The sequence below is a fragment of the Pseudomonas sp. NY5710 genome (assembly GCF_013305665.1).
In the GTDB taxonomy this organism is placed as follows: Bacteria; Pseudomonadota; Gammaproteobacteria; order Pseudomonadales; family Pseudomonadaceae; genus Aquipseudomonas; species Aquipseudomonas juntendi.
Map to the genome: position 1 here is coordinate 2,817,493 of NZ_CP045554.1, position 21,788 is coordinate 2,839,280.

18 protein-coding genes are annotated in these 21,788 nt (G+C 63.6%); 9 read left to right on the forward strand and 9 right to left on the reverse strand.

Annotated elements, in window-relative coordinates; translation table 11 throughout:
- Positions 1–9: 9 nt before the first annotated feature.
- From GEV39_RS12645 to GEV39_RS12655, 3 genes are all read right to left on the reverse strand, one after another.
- A complete protein-coding gene (locus GEV39_RS12645; protein ID WP_173889416.1) occupies positions 10–981 on the reverse strand; it encodes a 5-oxoprolinase subunit C family protein in 972 nt (323 codons plus the stop codon).
- Positions 978–1,865, reverse strand: coding sequence for a 5-oxoprolinase subunit B family protein (locus tag GEV39_RS12650; RefSeq protein WP_173889418.1), 888 nt, complete (start codon positions 1,863–1,865; stop codon positions 978–980). The genes GEV39_RS12645 and GEV39_RS12650 overlap by 4 nt, the downstream gene beginning before the upstream one ends.
- An 86-nt stretch (positions 1,866–1,951) precedes the next feature.
- A complete protein-coding gene (locus GEV39_RS12655; RefSeq protein ID WP_173889420.1) occupies positions 1,952–2,710 on the reverse strand; it encodes a 5-oxoprolinase subunit PxpA in 759 nt (252 codons plus the stop codon).
- Positions 2,711–2,831: 121 nt separating this feature from the next.
- On the opposite strand from GEV39_RS12655, the gene GEV39_RS12660 reads away from it, so the two are divergent.
- From GEV39_RS12660 to GEV39_RS12675, 4 genes are all read left to right on the forward strand, one after another.
- On the forward strand, positions 2,832–3,749 hold the full coding sequence (locus GEV39_RS12660) for a LysR family transcriptional regulator (protein WP_173889422.1): 918 nt from the start codon (positions 2,832–2,834) through the stop codon (positions 3,747–3,749).
- Between the two features lie 106 nt (positions 3,750–3,855).
- A complete protein-coding gene (treS, locus tag GEV39_RS12665) occupies positions 3,856–5,922 on the forward strand; it encodes a maltose alpha-D-glucosyltransferase (protein WP_173889424.1) in 2,067 nt (688 codons plus the stop codon).
- Between the two features lie 136 nt (positions 5,923–6,058).
- On the forward strand, positions 6,059–6,688 hold the full coding sequence (locus tag GEV39_RS12670; RefSeq protein WP_173889425.1) for a riboflavin synthase subunit alpha: 630 nt from the start codon (positions 6,059–6,061) through the stop codon (positions 6,686–6,688).
- A 48-nt stretch (positions 6,689–6,736) separates the two neighbouring features.
- Positions 6,737–7,399 (forward strand): YoaK family protein, encoded by a 663-nt coding sequence (locus tag GEV39_RS12675; RefSeq protein ID WP_457254750.1) that lies wholly within the window; start codon positions 6,737–6,739, stop codon positions 7,397–7,399.
- Here GEV39_RS12675 and proP read toward each other — a convergent pair whose 3' ends face one another.
- The 3 genes from proP to GEV39_RS12690 all read right to left on the reverse strand — a co-directional run bounded on the left by proP (position 7,400) and on the right by GEV39_RS12690 (position 11,085).
- Positions 7,400–8,902: a glycine betaine/L-proline transporter ProP gene (gene proP, locus GEV39_RS12680; RefSeq protein ID WP_009682151.1), complete on the reverse strand. Its 1,503-nt coding sequence runs from the start codon at positions 8,900–8,902 to the stop codon at positions 7,400–7,402.
- A 140-nt stretch (positions 8,903–9,042) separates the two neighbouring features.
- The gene (gene hemB, locus GEV39_RS12685; RefSeq protein ID WP_173889429.1) at positions 9,043–10,017 is read right to left on the reverse strand and encodes a porphobilinogen synthase; all 975 of its coding nucleotides are present in this window, start codon (positions 10,015–10,017) and stop codon (positions 9,043–9,045) included.
- A gap of 174 nt (positions 10,018–10,191) precedes the next feature.
- Positions 10,192–11,085, reverse strand: a complete 894-nt coding sequence (locus GEV39_RS12690) for a PA4780 family RIO1-like protein kinase (RefSeq protein WP_029887702.1) — start codon at positions 11,083–11,085, stop codon at positions 10,192–10,194.
- A 181-nt stretch (positions 11,086–11,266) separates the two neighbouring features.
- On the opposite strand from GEV39_RS12690, the gene GEV39_RS12695 reads away from it, so the two are divergent.
- Positions 11,267–11,947: a response regulator transcription factor gene (locus GEV39_RS12695; protein ID WP_047149773.1), complete on the forward strand. Its 681-nt coding sequence runs from the start codon at positions 11,267–11,269 to the stop codon at positions 11,945–11,947.
- Positions 11,925–13,316: a sensor histidine kinase gene (locus GEV39_RS12700; protein WP_173889431.1), complete on the forward strand. Its 1,392-nt coding sequence runs from the start codon at positions 11,925–11,927 to the stop codon at positions 13,314–13,316. Before GEV39_RS12695 ends, GEV39_RS12700 begins: the two co-directional genes overlap by 23 nt.
- Positions 13,317–14,233: 917 nt before the next feature.
- On the opposite strand, the gene cysS is transcribed toward GEV39_RS12700, so the two are convergent.
- Together cysS and GEV39_RS12710 are read right to left on the reverse strand one after the other, a co-directional pair.
- On the reverse strand, positions 14,234–15,616 hold the full coding sequence (gene cysS / locus GEV39_RS12705) for a cysteine--tRNA ligase (RefSeq protein WP_009682157.1): 1,383 nt from the start codon (positions 15,614–15,616) through the stop codon (positions 14,234–14,236).
- Between the two features lie 9 nt (positions 15,617–15,625).
- Positions 15,626–17,329 (reverse strand): glutamine--tRNA ligase/YqeY domain fusion protein, encoded by a 1,704-nt coding sequence (locus tag GEV39_RS12710; protein WP_009682158.1) that lies wholly within the window; start codon positions 17,327–17,329, stop codon positions 15,626–15,628.
- A 248-nt stretch (positions 17,330–17,577) separates the two neighbouring features.
- Here GEV39_RS12710 and GEV39_RS12715 point away from each other — a divergent pair, with 248 nt between their 5' ends.
- Together GEV39_RS12715 and GEV39_RS12720 are read left to right on the forward strand one after the other, a co-directional pair.
- Positions 17,578–18,078 carry a peptidylprolyl isomerase gene (locus GEV39_RS12715; RefSeq protein WP_173889433.1) on the forward strand — a complete coding sequence of 167 codons (501 nt, stop codon included), beginning with the start codon at positions 17,578–17,580 and terminating at the stop codon, positions 18,076–18,078.
- Entirely contained in the window at positions 18,075–18,797 is a 723-nt protein-coding gene (locus GEV39_RS12720; RefSeq protein ID WP_173889435.1) for a UDP-2,3-diacylglucosamine diphosphatase, read from the forward strand. Before GEV39_RS12715 ends, GEV39_RS12720 begins: the two co-directional genes overlap by 4 nt.
- A gap of 100 nt (positions 18,798–18,897) precedes the next feature.
- Here GEV39_RS12720 and pvdQ read toward each other — a convergent pair whose 3' ends face one another.
- Positions 18,898–21,207: a bifunctional acylase PvdQ gene (gene pvdQ / locus GEV39_RS12725; protein ID WP_173889437.1), complete on the reverse strand. Its 2,310-nt coding sequence runs from the start codon at positions 21,205–21,207 to the stop codon at positions 18,898–18,900.
- A 196-nt stretch (positions 21,208–21,403) separates the two neighbouring features.
- Between pvdQ and GEV39_RS12730 the strand changes: the two genes are divergently transcribed.
- A complete protein-coding gene (locus GEV39_RS12730) occupies positions 21,404–21,778 on the forward strand; it encodes a fe2+ zn2+ uptake regulation protein (protein ID WP_173889439.1) in 375 nt (124 codons plus the stop codon).
- Positions 21,779–21,788: the final 10 nt, after the last annotated feature.

The window sequence follows — 21,788 nt, forward strand, 5'->3', positions numbered from 1 at the left end:
GTCATCCGTTCAGCTGAACAACCGGGCCAGGCACGCCAGCTTCTTCTTGTAAGAGCGGCGTGCCTCCAACGCCTGCTCCAGGCTGACTTTCAGAAAGCGTGCCTGCTGATTCGGCTGCATCTGCCCGATAAGGTCGAGGTCGGCGCTGATCACCGTGCCAATCATGGCGTAGCCACCGCCCGATACGGCATCCCGGTGCAGGATGATCGGCTCCAGCCCGGCCGGTACTTGGATCGAGCCGATGGGGTAACAGCTGTCGACGATGTTGGAAGGGTCCGAACCAGCACCGAACGGTTGCTCCCGTGGCTGGAAACTCAAGGCACTGCCACCTTTGTAGCGGTAGCCGATGCGATCCGCCTCGGAGCCTACCGTCCAGGCTTCGGTGAAGAAGCTTTGCGCAGCAGCCTCGGTCAGCCGGTGAAAATACAACCCCGGCACCACCCGCAGCACCACTTCGCCGCCCAGGGCCTGACGCAGTGCCATCGGCAGGCTTGCGCCGGCGCGGCCGTTGCCGGTGGGCGTACCGACCGGCAACAGGTCACCGGCCAGCAACTTGCGCCCCTGGAAGCCACCCAAGGCCCCTAGCGCGTAGGTCGATCGGCTCCCCAGCACCTCGGCCACATCAATACCCCCCGCCACTGCCAGGTAGGCCCGCGCGCCCGCCGTCGGGAAGCTGAAACGCAGCACCTGCCCGGCGCGCACGGCAAATGCCGTGTCCGGCCGCTGCCCGCGGCCATCGAGCAAGGCGGGCATCTGCGCACCGCACACTGCCACCAGCGCATCTGCCTGGAACTCAAGTTCAGGGCCGACCAGCGCACATTCCAGCCCGGCAGCGCCCGGCGGGTTGCCCACCAGGTAGTTGGCTGCGCTCAGGGCATACTGGTCGAGCGCGCCAGATGGCGGAATGCCCAGGTGGTAATAGCCTTCGCGCCCCAGGTCCTGCACGGAGGTCGCCAGGCCCGGTTTGAGTACCTTGATCATACCAGCACCTCCTGCAGCGATTTCGGGTAGCCGACCGGGTCGGCAAGGAATGCGTCCAGGGAAAACACCACCGGGCGAATGCGCAGATCGAAACGGCCCTCCTCCACCTCAGCCACTGCCTGGTCATAAGCGCGGCGGTCGATGGGTTTGAATTGCACGATGTCACCTGGGCGGAAGAACACCATGTGCTCCTTGAGGTAGTTCAAGGTCTGTTGCGGGTCGTAGATCGGTGCCGGGGTGACGCCGAACATCTGGTAACCGCCCGCGCCGCGCACCGAATAGATGCAACCGAAACAACCGCCATGGCCCAGGGTCAGGCGGGGCGTGTCGGTACGCGGCCGCAGGTACTTGGGCACCTGCAACTGCCGCTGGCGCTCGACCATCTGGAACATGAACGGCAGGCCGGCGACGAAGCCGACCATGGAAACGAACCACGGTGCACCGCTGTGCGCCGCAATGAACGCGTCGACATCGGCCAGGCCATTGATGCGGGCCGCGTACTCCAGGTCGGTGCTGGCCGGGTCCTGGTGGCGGTCACGGAAGCGCATCAAGGTTTCGTGGGTCCAGGGGTCGTTGTACAGCACCGGAATCTCGATGATGCGGGTATGCAACGAACGCTCGGCCACCGCCTGCGCTTCGGCACCGCGCACCGCTGCCAGCAGGGCATCGGGGGCGATGCGGTCGGGGTCGAAACGCACCTGGAACGACGCATTGGCCAGGCACACATCCAGCACGCCGTCCAGCGCCAGGCGCTCTACCGCACGGGTGACGGCCATACCTTTGAAGAAGGCTTCCAGCGACATGCTCTCGCTGACCTCGGCAAACAGGTGCTCGTCGGCGCCGAAGCTGTAGCGAATAGGCGTTGTAGCAAGCGATTCGGCCATGACTGTTCCTTTTCTTGAAATCTTTATAGAAAGGCAGGCGAAAACAACAGGATCAGGCTCCGGCCTGTGGCTGCCGGATGCCAGCGTCAGCGTGGTGAACGCACCACGATGCCAGCCTGGTCCAGCGCCTTGCGCGTGGCCTCGACCAGGTCGAGGGCGCCCGGCGTGTCACTGTGCAGGCAAATGGAGTCGAACTCGATGGCCAGGTCCTGGCCCTCGACAGTGCGCACCACACCTTGCCGACAAGCCCGCAGTACGCGCTCGGCGACCGCCAAAGGCTGGTAGCCCCTTACGTTACGGGTGAACACGATCGAGCCGCTCAGGTCGTACTCGCGGTCGGCATAGAACTCGCGCACCACCGGCTGACCAAGCTCCTGGGCAATGCGGCAGATCACCGAGCCGGGCATGCAGAACAGCAATAACTGCGGTTCGATCAGCCGCAGGTTTTCCACCAGCAAGCGTGCAGCTTGCTCGTCCCGGGCCAGGTGCATGTAAAGCGCCCCGTGGGGTTTGATGTGCTGCAGGTTCACGCCCTGGGCCCGGGCGATTTCACGCAGCGCCCCGAGCTGGTAGAGCATGTCGTCGACCAGTTCCTGCGCCGATGCGTTGATGTGCCGGCGACCGAAACCGACCAGGTCGCGGAACCCCGGGTGTGCCCCCACGGCAACCCCCAGGGCCTTGGCCCGCTCGACCGTACGGCGCATGGTGCCGGGGTCGCCGGCATGAAAACCGGTGGCGATATTGGCGCTGCTGATGTAGCCCATCAGCTCGTCATCCACGCCGTCGCCAATGGTCCATGGGCCAAAGCCCTCGCCCATGTCCGAGTTGAAATCCACTGCTTGCATGACCGTATCTCCCTGGCGCTTGTGGCTGCATGCAAGCCACGTTAGATTCTCCCCTACCCCTTGGGAAGATCTATAAACTGAATGGGTGTCTTCGGAAAAACAGATACCCCGGGAGCCTGCCGTGTCACTTACCTTGCGCCAGGTGCGCTACTTTGTCGCCACTGCCGAAATCGGCCAGATCTCTCAAGCTGCCATCCACCTCAATATTTCCCAGTCGGCGGTCACCACGGCAATCAAAGAGCTGGAGGCCATGCTCGGCGTGTTGCTGTTCCAGCGTTCAGCCCAGGGCATGAACCTGACCGAAGCCGGCCGGCATTTCCTCAACCGCGCCTACGTCATCCTGCGCAGCGTCGACGATGCGCTGAACAGCCCATTGCCGGACATACGCGCCAGCGGCCTGTTGCGCCTGGCAGCCAGTTACACGGTAATCGGCTACTTTCTGCCGCACCACTTGCAACGCCTGGAGCACTGGCACCCCGACGTGACCCTGGAACTTTACGAACAGGAGCGCAGTGCCATCGAGCAAGGCCTGCTGGAGGGGCGTTTCGACATGGCGGTGGTGCTGACCGCCAACCTGACCCACCCGGCTATCGTTTCAGAAACGCTGTTCAACTCCGAGCGCCGCCTATGGCTGCCCGCGCACCATCCCCTATGCGAACGCTCGGCCGTCAGCCTGGCCGAGGTCGCCACAGAGCCGTTCATTTTGTTGACAGTGGATGAAGCCGAGCACAGCGCCATGCGCTATTGGCAGCAGGCCGGGCAACGGCCCAGCGTGCGCGTGCGCACCAGTTCGGTGGAGGCGGTGCGCAGCATGGTCGCCAATGGCAGTGGCGTAGCGATCTTGTCAGACCTGGTGCACCGGCCATGGTCGCTGGAGGGCAAGCGCATCGAAACAGTGACCATCAGCGACCCGGTAGCGCCCATGAGCGTGGGGCTGGCCTGGCACCGCGAGCGGGCGTTCAGCCCGGCGATGCAGGCTTTGCGCAATTACTTCCACGGTGCCTTCCTGGCACCGCAGCAGTTGGCTGCCCGGCGCTGAGCACGCTGTGCCAGGCATTTCGTGCAGGGCCTGGCCCCCGGCCGAACGATCCGACCGCTCTGCCGTCATAACCTGAGCCGGTGCCGACACGCAAAGAGGACGCGAAATGACCCAGCCCGACCCTGCATACGTGAAATGGCTCGAAGCGCGCGCCATGCTCAAGGCTTCCCAGGAGCGCGCCAGCCTGTACTCAGGCCAGTCGCGCCTGTGGCAACAACCCTACGCCGAGGCACAGCCCCGCCGGGCCACGGAAATCGCCTCGGTCTGGCTGACCGTTTACCCCGATGCCATCATCGCCCCAGAGGGCTGCTCGGTGCTCGGTGCCCTGGCCCATGAAGCCTTGTGGAAGCGCCTGTCGGAAATCGGCATTCAAGGCCTGCACACCGGGCCGATCAAGCTGTCCGGCGGTATTCGCGACCGCGAGCTCACGCCCAGCGTGGACGGCAATTTCGACCGCATCAGCTTCGATATCGACCCGCTCTATGGCAGCGAGCCGGAGCTGATCCAGATGAGCCGCATGGCCGCCGCGCACAATGCGGTGACCATCGACGACCTGATCCCCTCGCACACCGGCAAGGGCGCCGACTTCCGCCTGGCGGAAATGGCCTATGGCGCCTACCCGGGCCTGTATCACATGGTGGAGATACGCGAGGAAGACTGGCACTTGCTGCCCGAGGTGCCAGCCGGACGTGACTCGGCCAACCTGCTGCCCGCACAGTGCGACGAGCTCAAGGCACGCCATTACATCGTCGGGCAGTTGCAGCGGGTGATTTTCTTCGAGCCGGGGGTCAAGGAAACTGACTGGAGCGCCACACCACCGGTCACCGGTGTCGACGGCAAGACCCGGCGTTGGGTCTACCTGCACTACTTCAAGGAAGGCCAGCCGTCGCTGAACTGGCTGGACCCCACCTTTGCCGCCCAGCAGATGATCATCGGCGACGCGCTGCACGCCCTGGATTGCCTGGGTGCACGTGGCCTGCGCCTGGATGCCAACGGTTTTCTCGGGGTGGAAACCCGCGCCAACGGCACCGCCTGGTCGGAAAGCCACCCGCTGTCGCTCGTCGGCAACCAATTGATCGGTGGCATGATCCGCAAGGCCGGCGGTTTCAGTTTCCAGGAGCTGAACCTGACCCTCGATGACATTGCGCAAATGTCCAAGGGCGGTGCCGACCTTTCCTACGATTTCATCACCCGGCCCGCCTACCAACATGCCTTGCTGACCGGCGACACCGAGTTTCTGCGCCTGATGCTCAAGGAAATGCACGCCTTCGGCATTGACCCGGCCTCACTGATCCATGCCCTGCAGAACCACGACGAACTGACCGTGGAACTGGTGCACTTCTGGACCCTGCACGCCCATGACATGTACCTGTACAAGGGTCAGACATTACCAGGCAACATCCTGCGCGAGCATATCCGCGAAGAAATCTACGAACGCCTGTCGGGCGAGCATGCGCCCTACAACCTGCGCTTCGTCACCAATGGCATCGCCTGCACCACCGCCAGCCTCATCACTGCGGCACTGGGCATCCGCGACCTCGACCAGATAGGCCCGGCGGACATCGAGCAGATCCAGAAACTGCACCTGCTGCTGGTCATGTACAACGCCATGCAGCCGGGTGTGGTGGCGCTGTCGGGCTGGGACATGGTCGGCGCCCTGCCCTTGCCTGGCGAAGCCGTGGCCGAGCGCATGCTCGACGGCGATACCCGCTGGATTCACCGCGGCGGCTACGACCTGGCCGGGCTCGACCCGCAAGCGGACACGTCTGTGCGCGGCATGCCGCGGGCGCGGGCGCTGTATGGCAGCCTCGACAGCCAACTGGACAACCCTGACTCGTTCGCCTGCAAGGTGAAAAAACTGCTCGCGGTGCGCCAGGCCTACGGCATTGCCACCAGCCGCCAGGTACTGGTGCCGGAGGTCAGCAGCCCCGGGCTGCTAGTCATGGTGCATGAGCTACCGGCCGGGCGCGGCATCCAGATCAGTGCATTGAACTTCAGCCAGGAGGTGATCGCCGAGGAGCTACTGCTCACGGGCTTCACGCCAGGGCCGGTGGTGGACATGATCAACGAAACGGTCGAAGGCGACCTGACCGAGGATGGCCGTTTGCTGGTGAACCTGGACCCGTACGAAGCGCTGTGCCTGCGGATCGTCAACAGCACCGGGCATGTGTGAGCAGGCCAGCGCCCTGTTGCCGCCCTGGGTGTGCCCGGTGGCCTGCCTGGGCAACACCTGGGCGTTGGCGCCTTGCTTTTGAGGCCGCACAGGCATAGCGTTCGGGTGTTTTCTTTTCGCGCCCAGGAGCAACACCATGTACACCGGCATCGTCCAGGCCGTCCGCCCACTGCTTGATGTGACCAGCTACCCGGGCCACAACCAGTTCACCATCGACCTCACCCCGGAACTGCTCGATGAGTTGAAGATCGGCGCCAGTGTCAGCGTCGAGGGCACGTGCTTGTCCGTCACCGAGATCGACGGCAGCCACGTCAGGTTCGATGCAATGACCGCCACCCTGGAACGCACCAACCTGCGCAATTTCAAGGCCGGCCAGGGGGTTAACATCGAACGTTCGGCGAAGATGAACGCAGAAGTCGGCGGCCACCTGATGGCTGGCCATATCGCCACGACTGCAGAAATAGTTGAACTGGCGATCGAGCAGACCGGCGCCTTCATCCGCTTTCGCATGCCGCCGCAATGGGGCAAATACGTGTTCCCGCGGGGCTTCATCGGGGTGAACGGCTGCAGCCTGACCGTGGCCGACGTGGAAGACAACCTGGTCACCATCAACCTGATCCCGGAAACCCTGCGCCAGACCACGTTCGCCAGCTACGCTGCCGGCGATCTGCTGAACATCGAGGTCGATCACCAGACCATGGTGCTGGTGGATGTGGTCGAACGCACCATCAAAGGCACCCTGGCCCGCGAAAACCTGTTGCCCTGAGGCCTGCCGGTGCTACCTCATCCCATTACTACCCGCACAGCCAGGCGCTTGCGCCTGCAAGTGCTGCGTGGCCGCGTGGGCCTTGGCCTGGTGGCCGGCCTGTCGGTCCTGGCAGGCATGACCGACGCCATTGGCCTGCTGGCCCTGGGCGACTTCGTCTCGTTCATGAGCGGTAATACCACGCGCCTGGCGGTGGCGATCAGCAAGGCTGACCTTGCCCTGGTGCTGCGCCTGAGCGGCGCTTTGCTGGGCTTTGTCGCGGGTAACACGTTGGGGGTAGTGCTGGCGCGCGGCTTCCGTCGCCGGGCCTGGCCCGTGCTGGTGGTCGTGGCGGCGTTGCTGGCCGGCGCCGCAGCGTGGCCACTGGCGGCCACCTTCCCGGCATTGCTGGCCGCGACCCTGGCCATGGGCATGATCAACGCGGTCGTCGAGCAAGTGAACGGCCTGCCCATCGGCCTGACCTACGTCACCGGCGCGCTGTCACGCTTCGGCCGCGGCCTTGGGCGCTGGTTGCTGGGCGAGCGGCGCCACGGCTGGCGGGTGCAACTGGTGCCGTGGGCAGGGATGCTGGTGGGCGCCGCGTTGGGCGCCTGGCTGCAACACCACCTGGGCCTGCGGGCACTGGCCGGCAGTTGCGTGCTGGCGTGCCTGCTGGCCCTGGTGTCGCGGTTCATTCCACGTGCCTGGCAGCGTGGCTACATGCCGCGCTGATCAATCGATGCGCGGGTGCTGCTGGACCAACAACTTGCGCTTGGCCTCAAGCTCGGCGATCTGCTCGTCGATATCCTCGATCTTCTGCTCGATGTTGTCGTGGTGCTCCTGCAGCAGCTCCCGCGCCTCGTCGATGTCCGATGCCGCCGGTGCGGCACCGCGCAACGGTTTGTTGGCGGTTTCCTTCATGGTCAGGCCGGTCACCAGGCCCACCGCGGCGATCACCATCAGGTAGTAGGCGGGCATGTACAGGTTGCCGCTGCTTTCCACCAGCCAGGCGGCGATGGTCGGGGTCAGGCCGGCGATCAGCACGGAAATGTTGAAGGCACTGGCCAGTGCGCTGTAGCGGATGTGAGTGGGGAACATCGCCGGCAACGTCGAAGCCATGACACCGATGAAGAAGTTCAGCAGCACGGCAATGATCAGCAGCCCGGAGAAGATCAACCCCAGCACACCACTGTTGATCAGCATGAACGCCGGAATGGCCAGGGCGAACAGCCCGATACTGCCGACCACGATAAACGGGCGACGGCCGAACTTGTCGCTCAGCAGGCCGATGATGGGCTGCACGAACAGCATGCCGACCATGATCGCGATGATGATCAGCACGCCATGGTCTTCGCTGTAGTGCAGGTTGTGCGACAGATAGCTGGGCATGTAGGTCAGCAGCATGTAGTAGGTGACGTTGGTGGCGATCACCACGCCAATGCAGGTCACCAGGCTACGCCAGTGCTTGGTCGCCACCTCCTTGAATGACACCTTGGGCCCCGACGCCAGGCCTTCACGGTCACCCTGCTCCATCTTGTCGACGTGCTGCTGGAACGCGGGGGTTTCCTCCAGTGCGTTACGCAGGTAGAGGCCGATGATGCCCAGCGGCAAGGCCAGGAAGAACGGCAGGCGCCAGCCCCATTCAAGGAACCTTTCTTCTCCAAGCACCGTGGAAATGAGCACCACTACCCCGGCGCCCAGCACGAAGCCAGCGATCGAGCCGAAGTCCAGCCAGCTGCCAAGGAAGCCGCGCTTGCGGTCAGGCGCATACTCGGCCACGAAGATCGACGCGCCGGTGTACTCGCCGCCCACCGAGAAGCCCTGCGCCATTTTCGCCAACAACAGCAGTATCGGCGCCCATATGCCGATACTGGCATAGGACGGTATCAAGCCAATGGCAAAGGTGCTGAGGGACATGATGACGATGGTGGCGGCAAGGATTTTCTGCCGGCCGAACTTGTCGCCGAGGGCGCCGAAGAACAGCCCGCCCAGGGGGCGAATGAGGAATGGCACCGAGAAGGTGGCCAACGCCGCGATCATCTGCACACTGGGGTCGGCGTTGGGGAAGAACACCTTGCCCAATGCATAGGCGACAAAGCCATAGACACCGAAGTCGAACCACTCCATGGCGTTACCCAGTGCAGCGGCAGTGATCGCCTTCTTCATCTTGGCATCGTCGACGATCGTGATGTCCTTGAGGCCAATAGGTTTGACGCTTTTCCTGCGAGATTTCATGCCTGTATCCCTGTCGATCAATGCTCTATGGCATCTGATACAACGGGACACAAAATAATTCAGCGCTTAATGAATTTTTGTAGGGAATTGCGCTGGGGGCGGGTAAGCCCGCCCCCAGGCCAGGGGAGCTGCTTTGCTGCTCAAATGCCTTCGCGGGCCAGGTCCATGGCGAAGTAAGTCAGGATCAAGTCGGCACCGGCGCGCTTGATAGCACCAATGCTTTCGCGCACCACGCGGCCTTCGTCGATGGCACCGGCCAGGCCACCGAACTTGATCATCGCGTACTCACCGCTGACCTGGTACGCCGCCAGGGGCAGGCGCGAGGCCGCACGGATGTCGGCAATCACGTCAAGGTAGGCACCGGCCGGCTTGACCATCAGCACGTCTGCACCTTCCTGCTCGTCAAGCAGCGATTCGCGCACGGCCTCGCGGCGGTTCATCGGGTTCATCTGGTAGCTTTTGCGGTCACCTTTGAGCGCAGTGCCACCCGCTTCCCGGAACGGGCCATACAGCGACGAGGCGAACTTGGTCGAATAGGCCATGATCGCAGTGTCGTGGAAGCCTGCACCGTCCAGCGCGCTACGAATGGCCTGGACCTGGCCGTCCATCGCCGCCGAAGGTGCGATGAAGTCGGCACCGGCAGCGGCGGCGATCACCGCCTGCTTGCCCAGGTTGGCCAAGGTGGCATCGTTGTCCACGCCCTGGTCATGCAGCACGCCGCAGTGCCCGTGGCTGGTGTATTCGCAGAAACAGGTATCGGACATCACTACCATTTCCGGCACGGTGTCCTTGCAGATACGCGACATGCGCGCCACCAGGCCGTTTTCGTTCCAGGTGTCGCTGCCAACGGCATCCAGGTGGTGAGACACACCGAAGGTCATCACCGATTTGATACCGGCGCGGGCATAGCGCTCGATTTCCTGGGCCAGCCGCTTCTCAGGGATGCGGTTCACGCCGGGCATGCTGCTGATGGGCACGAAGTCGTCGATGCCTTCTTCCACGAAGATCGGCAGGATCAGGTCTTCAAGGCGGAATTCGGTTTCCTGGAATACGGTGCGCAGGGACTCGTTCTGGCGCAGGCGGCGAGGACGAACAGAGGGGAATTGGTTGGACATGACTGCTCCAGGGAATTTGAACGGCGTATACCTTATGCCTGTCAGGGGCCAGTGAAAAGGCCGGATGACGAGATATTGTCCTGCATCAAAGGTAATGGCCGCGCAGGGTACTGGCTGAACCGGTGGCGCCCGCTTCGGGGGGGAACCTGCGAAGCGGGCTGCACCGGCAGCACATTATTGCAGCCAGGGCGGTGTCGGCTCCTCGGCCTTGGCCGGGCCGTTTTCCGCCTCGGCACGCGCTGCCCGGCGCCGGGCCTCGTCCAACCGGGCGGCGTCGATTTCCCGCATCACCCCGCCAACGTCGGCTTCATGCTCGTCGTCCTGGAATACGCCGGTCAACACGGTATCGGGCAGCAACTTGCCAGCCTCGTACAACGCCCACATTTCCTGGGCATAGCGCGTGCTCTTCAGCTCTGGGGCAAAGCGCCCGAAGTAGTGGGCCATGTTGTCCACGTCACGCTGCAGCATGCTGAATGCGTGGTTGTTGGCGGCGGCGTCCACTGCCTGCGGCAGGTCGATGATCACCGGCCCGTCCGGGCCGAGCAGCACATTGAATTCGGACAGGTCGCCATGGACCAGCCCGGCACACAGCATGAGCACGATCTGGCGAATGACGAAGGCATGGAACACCCGCGCCTCCTCGGCCTCCAGGTGCACGTCGTTGAGCCGGGGTGCGGCATCGCCATCGGCGTCGGTCACCAGCTCCATCAGCAACACGCCGTCCTGGAAGTCATAGGGCTTGGGCACCCGGACCCCGGCGCCGGCCAGGCGGAACAGTGCCGCCACTTCGGCGTTCTGCCAGGCGTCCTCGGCCTCTTTGCGGCCGTACTTGCTGCCCTTGGCCATGGCCCGGGCCTGGCGGCTATTGCGCACCTTACGGCCTTCCTGGTATTCGGCGGCCTGGCGGAAACTGCGCTTGTTGGCTTCTTTATAGACCTTGGCGCAGCGCACCTGGCTACCGCAACGCACCACGTACACGGCGGCTTCCTTGCCACTCATCAACGGCCGCAGTACTTCGTCGACGAGGCCGTCTTCGATCAGGGGTTCGATTCTTTTGGGTGTCTTCATCAGGCTGCGTTCGGGGTCCTGGCTGTGTTGACGGACATCCTCTCACAGCCTGCTGCGACATGCTCGTCTGTCTTCACAATGGGTGAACCCAGGCGGGTTGTGGCAAGATGAATTTTTCTTAAATCGCCGGTTGTCTATTCTTTGGCACAATCGAGTCTCCATTAGATGCCCAGGAACCAGCATGCCTCGCGTACTGACCATCGAAGACGACGCCGTCACCGGCCAGGAAATCGTCGCCGAACTTACCAGCCATGGCCTTGAGGTGGAGTGGGCCGACAATGGTCGTGAAGGCCTGGCCAAGGCCATTGCCGGTGGTTACGACCTGATCACCCTGGACCGCATGCTGCCCGAGGTCGATGGCCTGACCATCGTCACGACCCTGCGCAACCTCAAGATCGCCACTCCGATCCTGATGATCAGCGCCCTCTCCGACGTCGATGAGCGGGTGCGCGGCCTGCGCGCCGGCGGTGACGACTACCTGACCAAGCCATTCGCCTCCGACGAAATGGCCGCCCGGGTCGAGGTGCTGCTGCGCCGCAACAGCGTGCCGATGACCCAGACCCGCCTGCAGGTCGCCGACCTGCAACTGGACCTGATCAGCCACGAAGCCCGCCGCGGCGACAACACCCTCAACCTGCTGCCCACCGAGTACAAACTGCTGGAGTACCTGATGCGCCACAGCGGCCAGGTCATAACGCGGATGATGATTTTCGAGGAAGTGTGGGGCTACCACTTCGACCCGGGTACCAACCTGATCGACGTGCATATCGGCCGCCTGCGCAAGAAAATCGACTCACCCGGCCAGTCGCCGCTGATCCGTACGGTGCGGGGCTCCGGCTATGCCATTGCTGAACCCGTCTAAAGGCTGGAGTTCGTCCACCAGCCGCCTGCTGGCACTGTACAGCTTTCTGTTCGTAGCCTGGAGCAGCATCCTCATGGGGGTGCTGTACTTCGAGGTTTCCAGCTACCTGAACAAGCTCACCCGCCATTCCATGCTGCAGCGCCAGCACCTGTTCGCGCACATGAGCGGCAAGCAGCTGGACGACGCCCTGATCGCCAGCCAGGCTTTCGAGGAACGCAGCTTCGACGCCTATGGCCTGTTCGATGCACAACTCAACCCGCTGGGCGGCAGTGTCCGAGCCCTGCCCCCGGGGCTGCGGCTGGATGGCAAGATCCACGAATTGAAACGTTGCCTGGACGTCGACGATCCGCGCATGCCCCGCGACAGCTGTGACGCGGTGGCCATCAAGGTGCAGGATGGTCGCTGGCTGGTCCTTTTTCGCGATAACGGCTCATTGTTCGTCGTCACGCGGATCATTCTCGACGCCTTGCTCTGGGGTATTTCCTTCACCCTGATCCCTGGGTTCGCCGGCTGGTACCTCCTGCGCCGCCGCCCGCTGAAACGCATCCGGGCCATTCAGGCCCAGGCCGAGCTGATCGTCGCCGGCGACCTCACGCACCGCCTGCCGCTGTCGGCCCGGCGCGACGAACTGGACATGCTGGCCGCCATCGTCAATGCCATGCTTGACCGCATCGAGCGGTTGATGCACGAGGTCAAGGGCGTGTGCGACAACATTGCCCACGACCTGCGCACCCCACTGACCCGCCTGCGCGCCCAGCTGTACCGCATCCGCCAGCAAAGCGACAACGATTCCGCGCAAGCCGAGGCACTGGACCAGGCCATCGGCGAAACCGACACCCTGATGGCGCGCTTCCGTGGGTTGTTGCGCATCAGCGAACTGGAAGACCGCCAACGCCGTGCCGGCTTCGTGCAGCTTGACCCTCAGGGTTTACTGACAGAGCTGCACGATTTCTACCTGCCGCTGGCTGAAGATGGTGGCATTCGCCTGGAGCTGCACCAACCTGGGCACTTGCCGGCACTGCACGGCGACCGCGAGCTGTTGTTCGAGGCGCTGGCCAACCTGGTAGGTAACGCGATCAAGTTCACCCCGGAAGGTGGGCAGGTGCGCGTGGCTGCCACCCAGGACGATACCGGCGTGCACGTCGCCATCGAAGACAGCGGGCCGGGTATTCCGGCAGAAGAACGCACGGCGGTACTGAAGCGGTTCTACCGCAGTGATGAAGGCCACCGCCACGCCGGGTTCGGCCTGGGGCTGTCGATCGTTGCGGCGATCGTCGACCTGCATGGGTTTGGTCTGGAAATTGGCGAGAGCCCTTTGGGTGGGGCCAAGCTGGTACTGCATTGCCCATTGGCCGGGCTGGCCAAGTAACCATCGGGGCTGCTTTGCAGCCCATCGCGACACAAGGCCGCGCTGTAGGCGCAACTGTCTTTCTCAAAATTTGAAAAGCCTGTGCGATTCATTGTGGAAGCGGGCTTGCCCGCGAAGCAGGCGACGCGGTTTCTGGCACCGGCTGCGCCGGTGTTCGCGGGCAAGCCCGCTCCCACAAGAACAAGGCCGCTTAGGGTTATGCAATCACCTGGAGGCGCACCGGCCTTTCTCCAAATTTGAAAAGCCTGCGCGATTCATTATGGGAGCGGGCTTGCCCGCGAAGCAGGCGACGCGGTGCCTGGCACCGGCTGCGCCGGTGTTCGCGGGCAAGCCCGCTCCCACAAGAACAAGGCCGCTTAGGGTTATGCAATCACCTGGAGGCGCAACGGCCTTTCTCCAAATTTGAAAAGCCTGCGCGATTCATTGTGGGAGCGGGCTTGCCCGCGAAGCAGGCGACGTGGAGTCTGGCACCGGCTGCGCCGGTGTTCGTGGGCACGCCCGCTCCCACAAGAACAGGGCCGCTTAGGGTTATCCAATCACCTGGAGGCGCAACGGCCTTTCTCCAAATTTGAAAAGCCTGCGCGATTCATTGTGGGAGCGGGCTTGCCCGCGAAGCAGGCGATGTGGAGTCTGGCACCGGCTGCGCCGGTGTTCGCGGGCACGCCCGCTCCCACAAGAACAAGGCCGCTTAGGGTTATCCAATCACCTGGAGGCGCAACGGCCTTTCTCCAAATTTGAAAAGCCTGCGCGATTCATTGTGGGAGCGGGCTTGCCCGCGAAGCAGGCGACGCGGTGTCTGGCACCGGCTTCGCCGGTGTTCGCGGGCACGCCCGCTCCCACAAGAACCGTGTCATCTTCGAGTCCGGCATTGCGGCCTTGTGTCGCGATGGGCCGCAAAGCGGCCCCCATTGCACCGATCAGTCAGCCAGACGCCAGGTAGTGGCACCCTTGCTGTCTTCCAGCACCACGCCCATGGCGGTCAGCTGGTCGCGAATGCGGTCGGACTCGGCCCAGTTCTTGTCTGCCCGCGCCTGCAGGCGCGCCTGGATCAGGCCCTCGACCTCGGCCGCGTCGACCTTGCCTTCGGCGCCCGCACGCAGGAAGTCATCGGCGTCCAGCTGCAGCACACCCAGCACATCACCCAGCTCCCGCAGGCGACCGGCCAGGCCGGCAGCAGCGTCTACATCGCTGTCGCGCAGGCGGTTGATCTCACGCACCAGGTCGAACAGCACAGCGCAGGCCTCGGGGGTGCCAAAGTCATCATTCATCGCCACGCTGAAGCGCTCGACAAAGGCCTCGCCGCCCTTGGCCGCCACGCGTGGCAGACCGCGCAAGGCGTGGTAGAAGCGTTCCAGGGCGCCCTTGGCGTCGCGCAGGCTGTCTTCCGAATAGTTGATGGCACTGCGGTAGTGGCTGGCCACCAGCAGGTAGCGAACCACCTCCGGGTGGTACTTCTCGAGCACATCACGGATGGTGAAGAAGTTGTTCAGCGACTTCGACATCTTCTCGCCATTGATACGGATCATGCCGCAGTGCATCCAGGCGTTGGCGTACTGCTTGCCGGTGGCCGCCTCGCTCTGGGCAATCTCGTTCTCGTGGTGCGGGAACTCCAGGTCGCTGCCGCCACCATGAATGTCGAAGCTCTCCCCCAGGCAGCAGGTGGACATCACCGAGCACTCGATGTGCCAGCCCGGACGGCCCGGGCCCCATGGCGACTCCCAGCTTGGCTCGCCCGGTTTCACGCCCTTCCACAGCACGAAATCGAGCGGGTCTTGCTTGGCCTCGTCGACCTCGATGCGGGCGCCGATGCGCAGGTCTTCGATCTTCTTGCGCGACAACTTGCCGTAGCCCACGAACTTGCCGACGCGGTAGTACACGTCGCCATTGCCCGGCGCGTAGGCATACCCCTTGTCGATCAGGGTCTGGATCATCGCGTGCATGCCGGCGATATGGTCGGTGGCCCGTGGCTCTTGGTCTGGCGGCAGGATGTTCAGGCGGCGCTCGTCTTCGTGCATCGCGTCAATCATGCGCGCCGTCAGGGCGTCGAAGCTTTCGCCGTTCTCGTTGGCCCGGTTGATGATCTTGTCATCGATGTCGGTGATATTGCGCACATAGGTCAGTTCGTAACCGCTCTTGCGCAGCCAGCGGGTGACCAGGTCGAACGCCACCATGCTGCGGCCGTGGCCCAGGTGGCAGTAGTCGTAGACGGTCATGCCGCAGACGTACATGCGCACCTTGTTGCCATCCAGCGGCTTGAAGGTTTCCTTGGCTTTGGTCAGGGTGTTGTAGATGGTTAGCACGGCGGTTCCTCAGCTGCCCCAGGAGTCACGCAGGGTGACGGTGCGGTTGAACACCGGGCGGCCCGGCTGGCTGTCTTTCAGGTCGGCGCAGAAGTAGCCTTCGCGCTCGAACTGGAAGCGGTCCTCGGGCTGCGCCTGGGCCAACGACGGCTCGGCACGGCAACCGCTGAGCACTTGCAGCGAGTCGGGGTTGATGTTGTCGAGGAAGCTGCCGCCCTCTTCGGTCTTTTCCGGGTTGGCCGAGCGGAACAGGCGATCGTACAGGCGCACTTCGCACTCGACGCTGCCTTCGGCCGGCACCCAGTGGATCACGCCTTTGACCTTGCGGCCTTCCGGGTTCTTGCCCAGGGTGTCCGGGTCGTACGAGCAATGCAGCTCGACGATGTTGCCGTCGGCGTCCTTGATGGCTTCGTCGGCACGGATCACGTAGCTGCCCCGCAGGCGCACCTCACCGGCTGGCTCGAGGCGCTTGTAGCCCTTGGGCGGCGTTTCCATGAAGTCGTCGCGGTCGATGTACAGCTCGCGGGAGAACGGCAGCACACGCACGCCCATGTCTTCCTTCGGGTGGCGTGGCAGCTCCAGTTGCTCGACCTGGCCCTGCGGGTAGTTGGTAATGACCACCTTCAGCGGGCGCAGCACGCACATGGCACGCGGTGCGGTGCGATCCAGGTCGTCACGGATGCTGAACTCGAGCATCGACATGTCGACCACGCCATCGGACCGGTTGGTGCCGATCATTTCGCAGAAGTTGCGGATCGAGGCTGGGGTGTAGCCACGGCGGCGGAAGCCGGACAAGGTCGACATGCGCGGGTCGTCCCAGGCGTCGACGTGCTTTTCGTCCACCAACTGCTTGAGCTTGCGCTTGGAAGTGATGGTGTAGTTAAGGTTCAGCCGGCTGAACTCGTACTGGCGCGGGTGTGCCGGCACGGGCAGGTTATCGAGGAACCAGTCGTACAGCGGGCGGTGGCCTTCGAATTCCAGGGTGCAGATCGAGTGGGTGATGCCCTCGATGGCGTCCGACTGGCCGTGGGTGAAGTCGTAGTTGGGGTAGATGCACCACTTGTCACCGGTCTGGTGGTGGTGGGCATGGCGGATGCGGTACAGGATCGGATCGCGCAGGTTCATATTCGGCGAGGCCATGTCGATCTTGGCCCGCAGCACGCGCTCGCCGTCCTGGAATTCACCGGCTTTCATACGGGCGAACAGGTCGAGGTTTTCTTCCACGCTACGGTCGCGGAACGGGCTGTTCTTGCCTGGCTCCTTGAGGTTGCCGCGGTATTCCTTGGCCTGCTCGGGGGTGAGGTCGCAGACATAGGCCTTGCCGCGCTTGATCAGCTCGACCGCCCAGTCGTGCAACTGGTCGAAGTAGTCGGAGGCATAGCGCACATCACCGGCCCAGTCGAAACCCAGCCATTTGACGTCGCGCTGGATGGCGTCGATGTACTCCTGGTCTTCCTTGGCCGGGTTGGTGTCGTCGAAACGCAAGTGACAGGCGCCACCGAATTCCTTGGCCAGGCCGAAGTTGACGCAGATCGACTTGGCGTGACCGATGTGCAGGTAGCCATTGGGCTCCGGCGGGAAGCGGGTGACGATGCTGCTGTGCTTGCCCGAATCCAGGTCGGCCTGGATGATCGGCCGCAGGAAGTTCGCAGGGACAGCGGGGGCGCCTTTGGCAGCGGCGTTGGGCGCGTTGTCGGCAGTGGGCTTGCTCATAGGATCCTTGAATGCACGTGTCCGGCCTGGGTAGGCCGATTGAATCAAAGGGCCTATCATAGCCGAAGCAGTCAAGCTGCCGACAGTCGGGCCCGGATAAACTGGCGTGATTTATCACGGCTTTTTGCCGTGGCGTGGCAAAATGGCCAATGCGCGCCATGTGTCGCGAGCGCCCGAGCCTGCGTCAGGTGTAAGCACGCGCCCTGCGCGCCCTCATTCCCGTATGCCTTGAAAGAGCGAATTTCAGCATGTCCAAAGTCAAACTGAGCACCAACCACGGCGATATCGTCCTGCAACTGAACGCCGAAAAAGCTCCGCAAACTGTTGAGAACTTCGTTCAATACGTCAAAGACGGCCATTTCACCAACACCGTGTTCCACCGTGTGATCAAAGGTTTCATGATCCAGGGCGGTGGCTTCGAGCCTGGCATGAGCCAGAAGAAAACCCGCGCCAGCATCCAGAACGAAGCTGACAACGGCCTGAAGAACACCAAGTACAGCATCGCCATGGCCCGCACCATGGAACCGCACTCTGCCTCGGCCCAGTTCTTCATCAACGCTGCCGACAACGACTTCCTCAACCACAGCGGCAAGAATGTGCAGGGCTGGGGCTACGCGGTGTTCGGTGAAGTGATCGAAGGCCGTGAAGTGGTCGATGCCATCGAGAAAGTCGCCACCGGTTCCAAAGCCGGCCACCAGGACGTGCCGAAAGACGACGTGATCATCGAGAAAGCCGAGATCATTGAGTGATTCTGCTGATCTCTGATCTGCACCTGCAAGAAGAACGCCCGGACATTACCCGGGCGTTTCTTGATCTGCTCGATGGCCGCGCGCGCCACGCCCAGGCGCTGTACATTCTTGGCGATTTCTTCGAGGCCTGGATAGGCGACGATGCCATGACGCCGTTCCAGCAGTCGATCTGCCGTGCCCTGCGGCAGCTTGGCGACAGCGGCACGGCCATCTACCTGATGCATGGCAACCGTGACTTCCTGCTTGGCCAGCGTTTCTGCGAGGCGGCCGGCTGCACGTTGCTCGACGACCCCTGCGTGATCGAGCTGGGCGGTGAGCAGGTATTGCTGATGCACGGCGACACCTTGTGCACGCGCGACGTGGGCTACATGAAAATGCGCCGCTTGCTGCGCAACCCGTTGAGTTTGTGGGTTCTGCGCCACCTGCCGCTGTCGGCTCGCTACAAACTGGCACGCAAGCTGCGCAGCGAAAGCCGCGCCCAGGGGCGGATGAAATCCACCGAAATCGTCGACGTCACGCCAGAAGAGGTGCCCAAGGTAATGGCGGCGCATGGCGTGCGTACCCTGGTGCATGGCCACACCCATCGGCCAGCGATTCACAAGCTGGTCGTGGACGGCCAACCGGCCCGGCGCATCGTGCTGGGCGACTGGGACCGCCGGGGCTGGGCCTTGCAGGTTGACGAGCAAGGGTTCCAGCTGGCGCCGTTTGACTTTTCCTGAAGGCAATGTCGCCGGCAACCCGGCCCCCAATTCCCTCCAGGCCCTCAATACCCTGGGGAGCTTGTGGGCGCTGGCTCGCCGGCGATCGGGCCAAACTGCCTTAGTGCTGTGCCACTGGGCCCTTGTCGGCTTCACTGATCACCACTTCGCGGTACTGCGGGTCAGCCTTGATCTGTGCCTCGGTAAAGGGAATTACCGCCAGCTGCTTGGCCGCAAAGGCCTTGGTCTGATCGCTGGCGTGTGCCGAAGCCGCCTCGCTGGACTGCGAAAACGCCAGTAACCCGCGGGCCTCTGGCCCCTTGTCGGTGAAACTGACCAATTGCAGATAACTGGTACCACTGACCACCAGGCGCTTGCCCTGCCCGTGCGGCACACTGTACATCGCGTTGTACACGCCCAGGGCCTGCGGGCCACCCGGTACCGGCGTACCATCGAGTGCCTGCTGCACCTGCCCCCACTTCACCTGTGGCGCCATACCGCTCTCGGCCACCTGCTGCAGTGAGGCCAGTGCCGCCTCGTGCACCCGCTTGCGCACGGCCGCCTGCTCCACGGCCAGCCCGCGCGGGGTGTGTTGCGGGTCAGCCGGGTCGAACGCAACCCGCCAGCTGCCCGGGTGCTCAGCCAAGGCCGTGACCAGGTTGTGGAAATGCACCAGGCCAACGCCGCTCTCGAGGTCGGCCTTGCCATCCCAGTTCGCCAGGCTGGTGCATAGGGCCTGCACGTCTGCACTGGCGCCCTGGCACCATTGCAGCAAGTCCGGCAGCACCAGGCTGGCCAGATAGACTTCGTCGTCAGTGACCATGCGCTGCAGGTCATCGACGCCCAACCGCGCTTTGCCCTGCAAGCGCTGCAGGGCAAAACGGCCGCGCATGCCCAACGGCTGGTCACTGCGGCTGACCAACGGCGAAAACCCGGTCAGGGGCTGCGCCGGGTTGGCCAGCCACGCCGGGTCGTTGGAGTTTTGCACGTAATCGTCGCGCTCAAGGCTTGGCAGCAACCTTGCCGGGAAAATACCCGGTTGTGCCGCCTGCGCATCGACCTTCCACTGGCAGGCGCTGCGTGAGCCGTCCAGCACCACCAGGCTGCCCGGCGCTTGCGGGTTGCTGCAACTGTCGAGCATCTGCTGGTCCACATAAGGCACCACTGACTGGTTCAGGTACAAGGCCCTGCCCGCCTGGTCCACGGCAATGGTGTTGACCCAGGGGATGCCCTGCAATTGCTCGACCGAGCCGCGCATGGCCGCCAGGCTTTCGGCCCGGTTGATCTGGTTCCACTGCTGCAGCACGCGGGTGTTGTCCAGATTAGCGTCACGCAGGCTGTAGGCCGCATGAGCGTCCCAGTCCAGGCGGCCAGGCCATTGCACCACCGGACCGAACTGCGAGCTGTAGACCTCACGCTGTACCTGGCTCAGTCGCCCATCCTCACCCTTGACTGCCACGCTGACGGTTTGCCGGGCCAGCGGCAATGACTCGCCGTCGAGCAGGTAACGGGTCGGGTCCTTGGGATCGAGCTGCAGGCGATAGAGGGTGAAGTGTTTGGAGGTATCGACGGTATGGGTCCACGCCAGGTGTTGATTGAAACCGATGTTGATCAGCGGCAGGCCTGGCAGCGCCGCGCCCATGACATCAAGCTGGCCGGGGATGGTCAAGTGCATCTGGTAGAAGCGCATGCCACCCACCCACGGGAAATGCGGGTTGGCCAGCAACAGGCCATGGCTATTGGCCGAGCGCTGGGCACCCACCGCCACGGCATTGCTGCCACGCTCCGTGGCAAACCGCGCCTGCCGGGCCAGGGCGGTGGCATAGCCGGCGGCCGCGAGCTGGCTGCTTGCCCCTGGCGGATGCGCCCCCGCCAGTGCCTCCACGAACTGCCCAACCCCGCCTTCGGCCAGCAAGCGGCGGGTCAGCTTGACCAGGTCCTGGCTGCTGATCGGCCGCACCCACTCACCCGTTCCGCACTCGGCCGGCAAGCCCTGGCGGCGGCGCTCGGCCAGCGCCCGGTTATAGCCACTGGCATAACCGGCCAGCAGTGCCTGTACCGGCGCCGGCTGCGCCTGGAGGAAAGCGCCGACAGCGGCCGGGCTGTTGAGCCAGGTGAAGAACAGGTCGCTGCTGAGGTTGTCGCGTTGCTCCAGGGTCTTGCCCGTGGCGCCGAAGTACCGCGAGCGCTCGCCATTGACGGTCAACACTTCATTGGCCAGCAGGCACAGGTTGTCCTGGGCGTAGGCATAGCCGACACCGTAGCCCAGGCCGCGCTCGTCCTTGGCCACGATGTGCGGCACGCCGAAGCTGGTGCGGCGGATCTGGGCGCTGGCGTCGGCTGCAGCAGGCTGCGCCGGCGCAGTGGCGCTATAGGCCACCAGGGCGGTCGCCAGGCTGGCGCATGTCATGGGGCGGAACAGTGAAAACACGGGCATTCCTCGGGGTCGCGGGTTATCCCGTTCAGACGAATGGCCAGATGAAAATTTTACGTTTTACAGGGCGATGGAACGTCTTGATGAAAAACAGGCATTTTTTTAACGCGTGCGTTGCAGTTTTTGCGCTCTCATTCGTCCTAGTAAGTGAGGCAACCACATTTCGGGTTCGTCCACGAAAAGGAGCATTCACATGTACAACCCGCAACCCTCATTACTGGCTGGGCGCGCCCCAGGCAAGGCGCCCAAGGGACAGGGCGCATTTGCTGACGAACGCACCGGCAACGAGCAGATCCGTGAATTGCTGCGTACCTTCGGCCTGCGCACCAGCCTGATCCGCCTGAAGGTAATCGACGCCCTGCACGCCGCCGACCGCAATGGCCGCAGCATTGGCGTGCGTGGCGTGCATGCGCAACTGGAGCAACTGGATATTCCGCTGTCGTTCCTCAGCGTGCGCGAAGTGCTCAAGCGCCTGTGCAGCGAGGGGGTGATCCAGCTGGGCAGCGACAAGTGCTACAGCCTTGCCCCGCAGGCACGCGCCATACTGGAACAAGTGCCCGCGCGCTGAACGCCTGGCC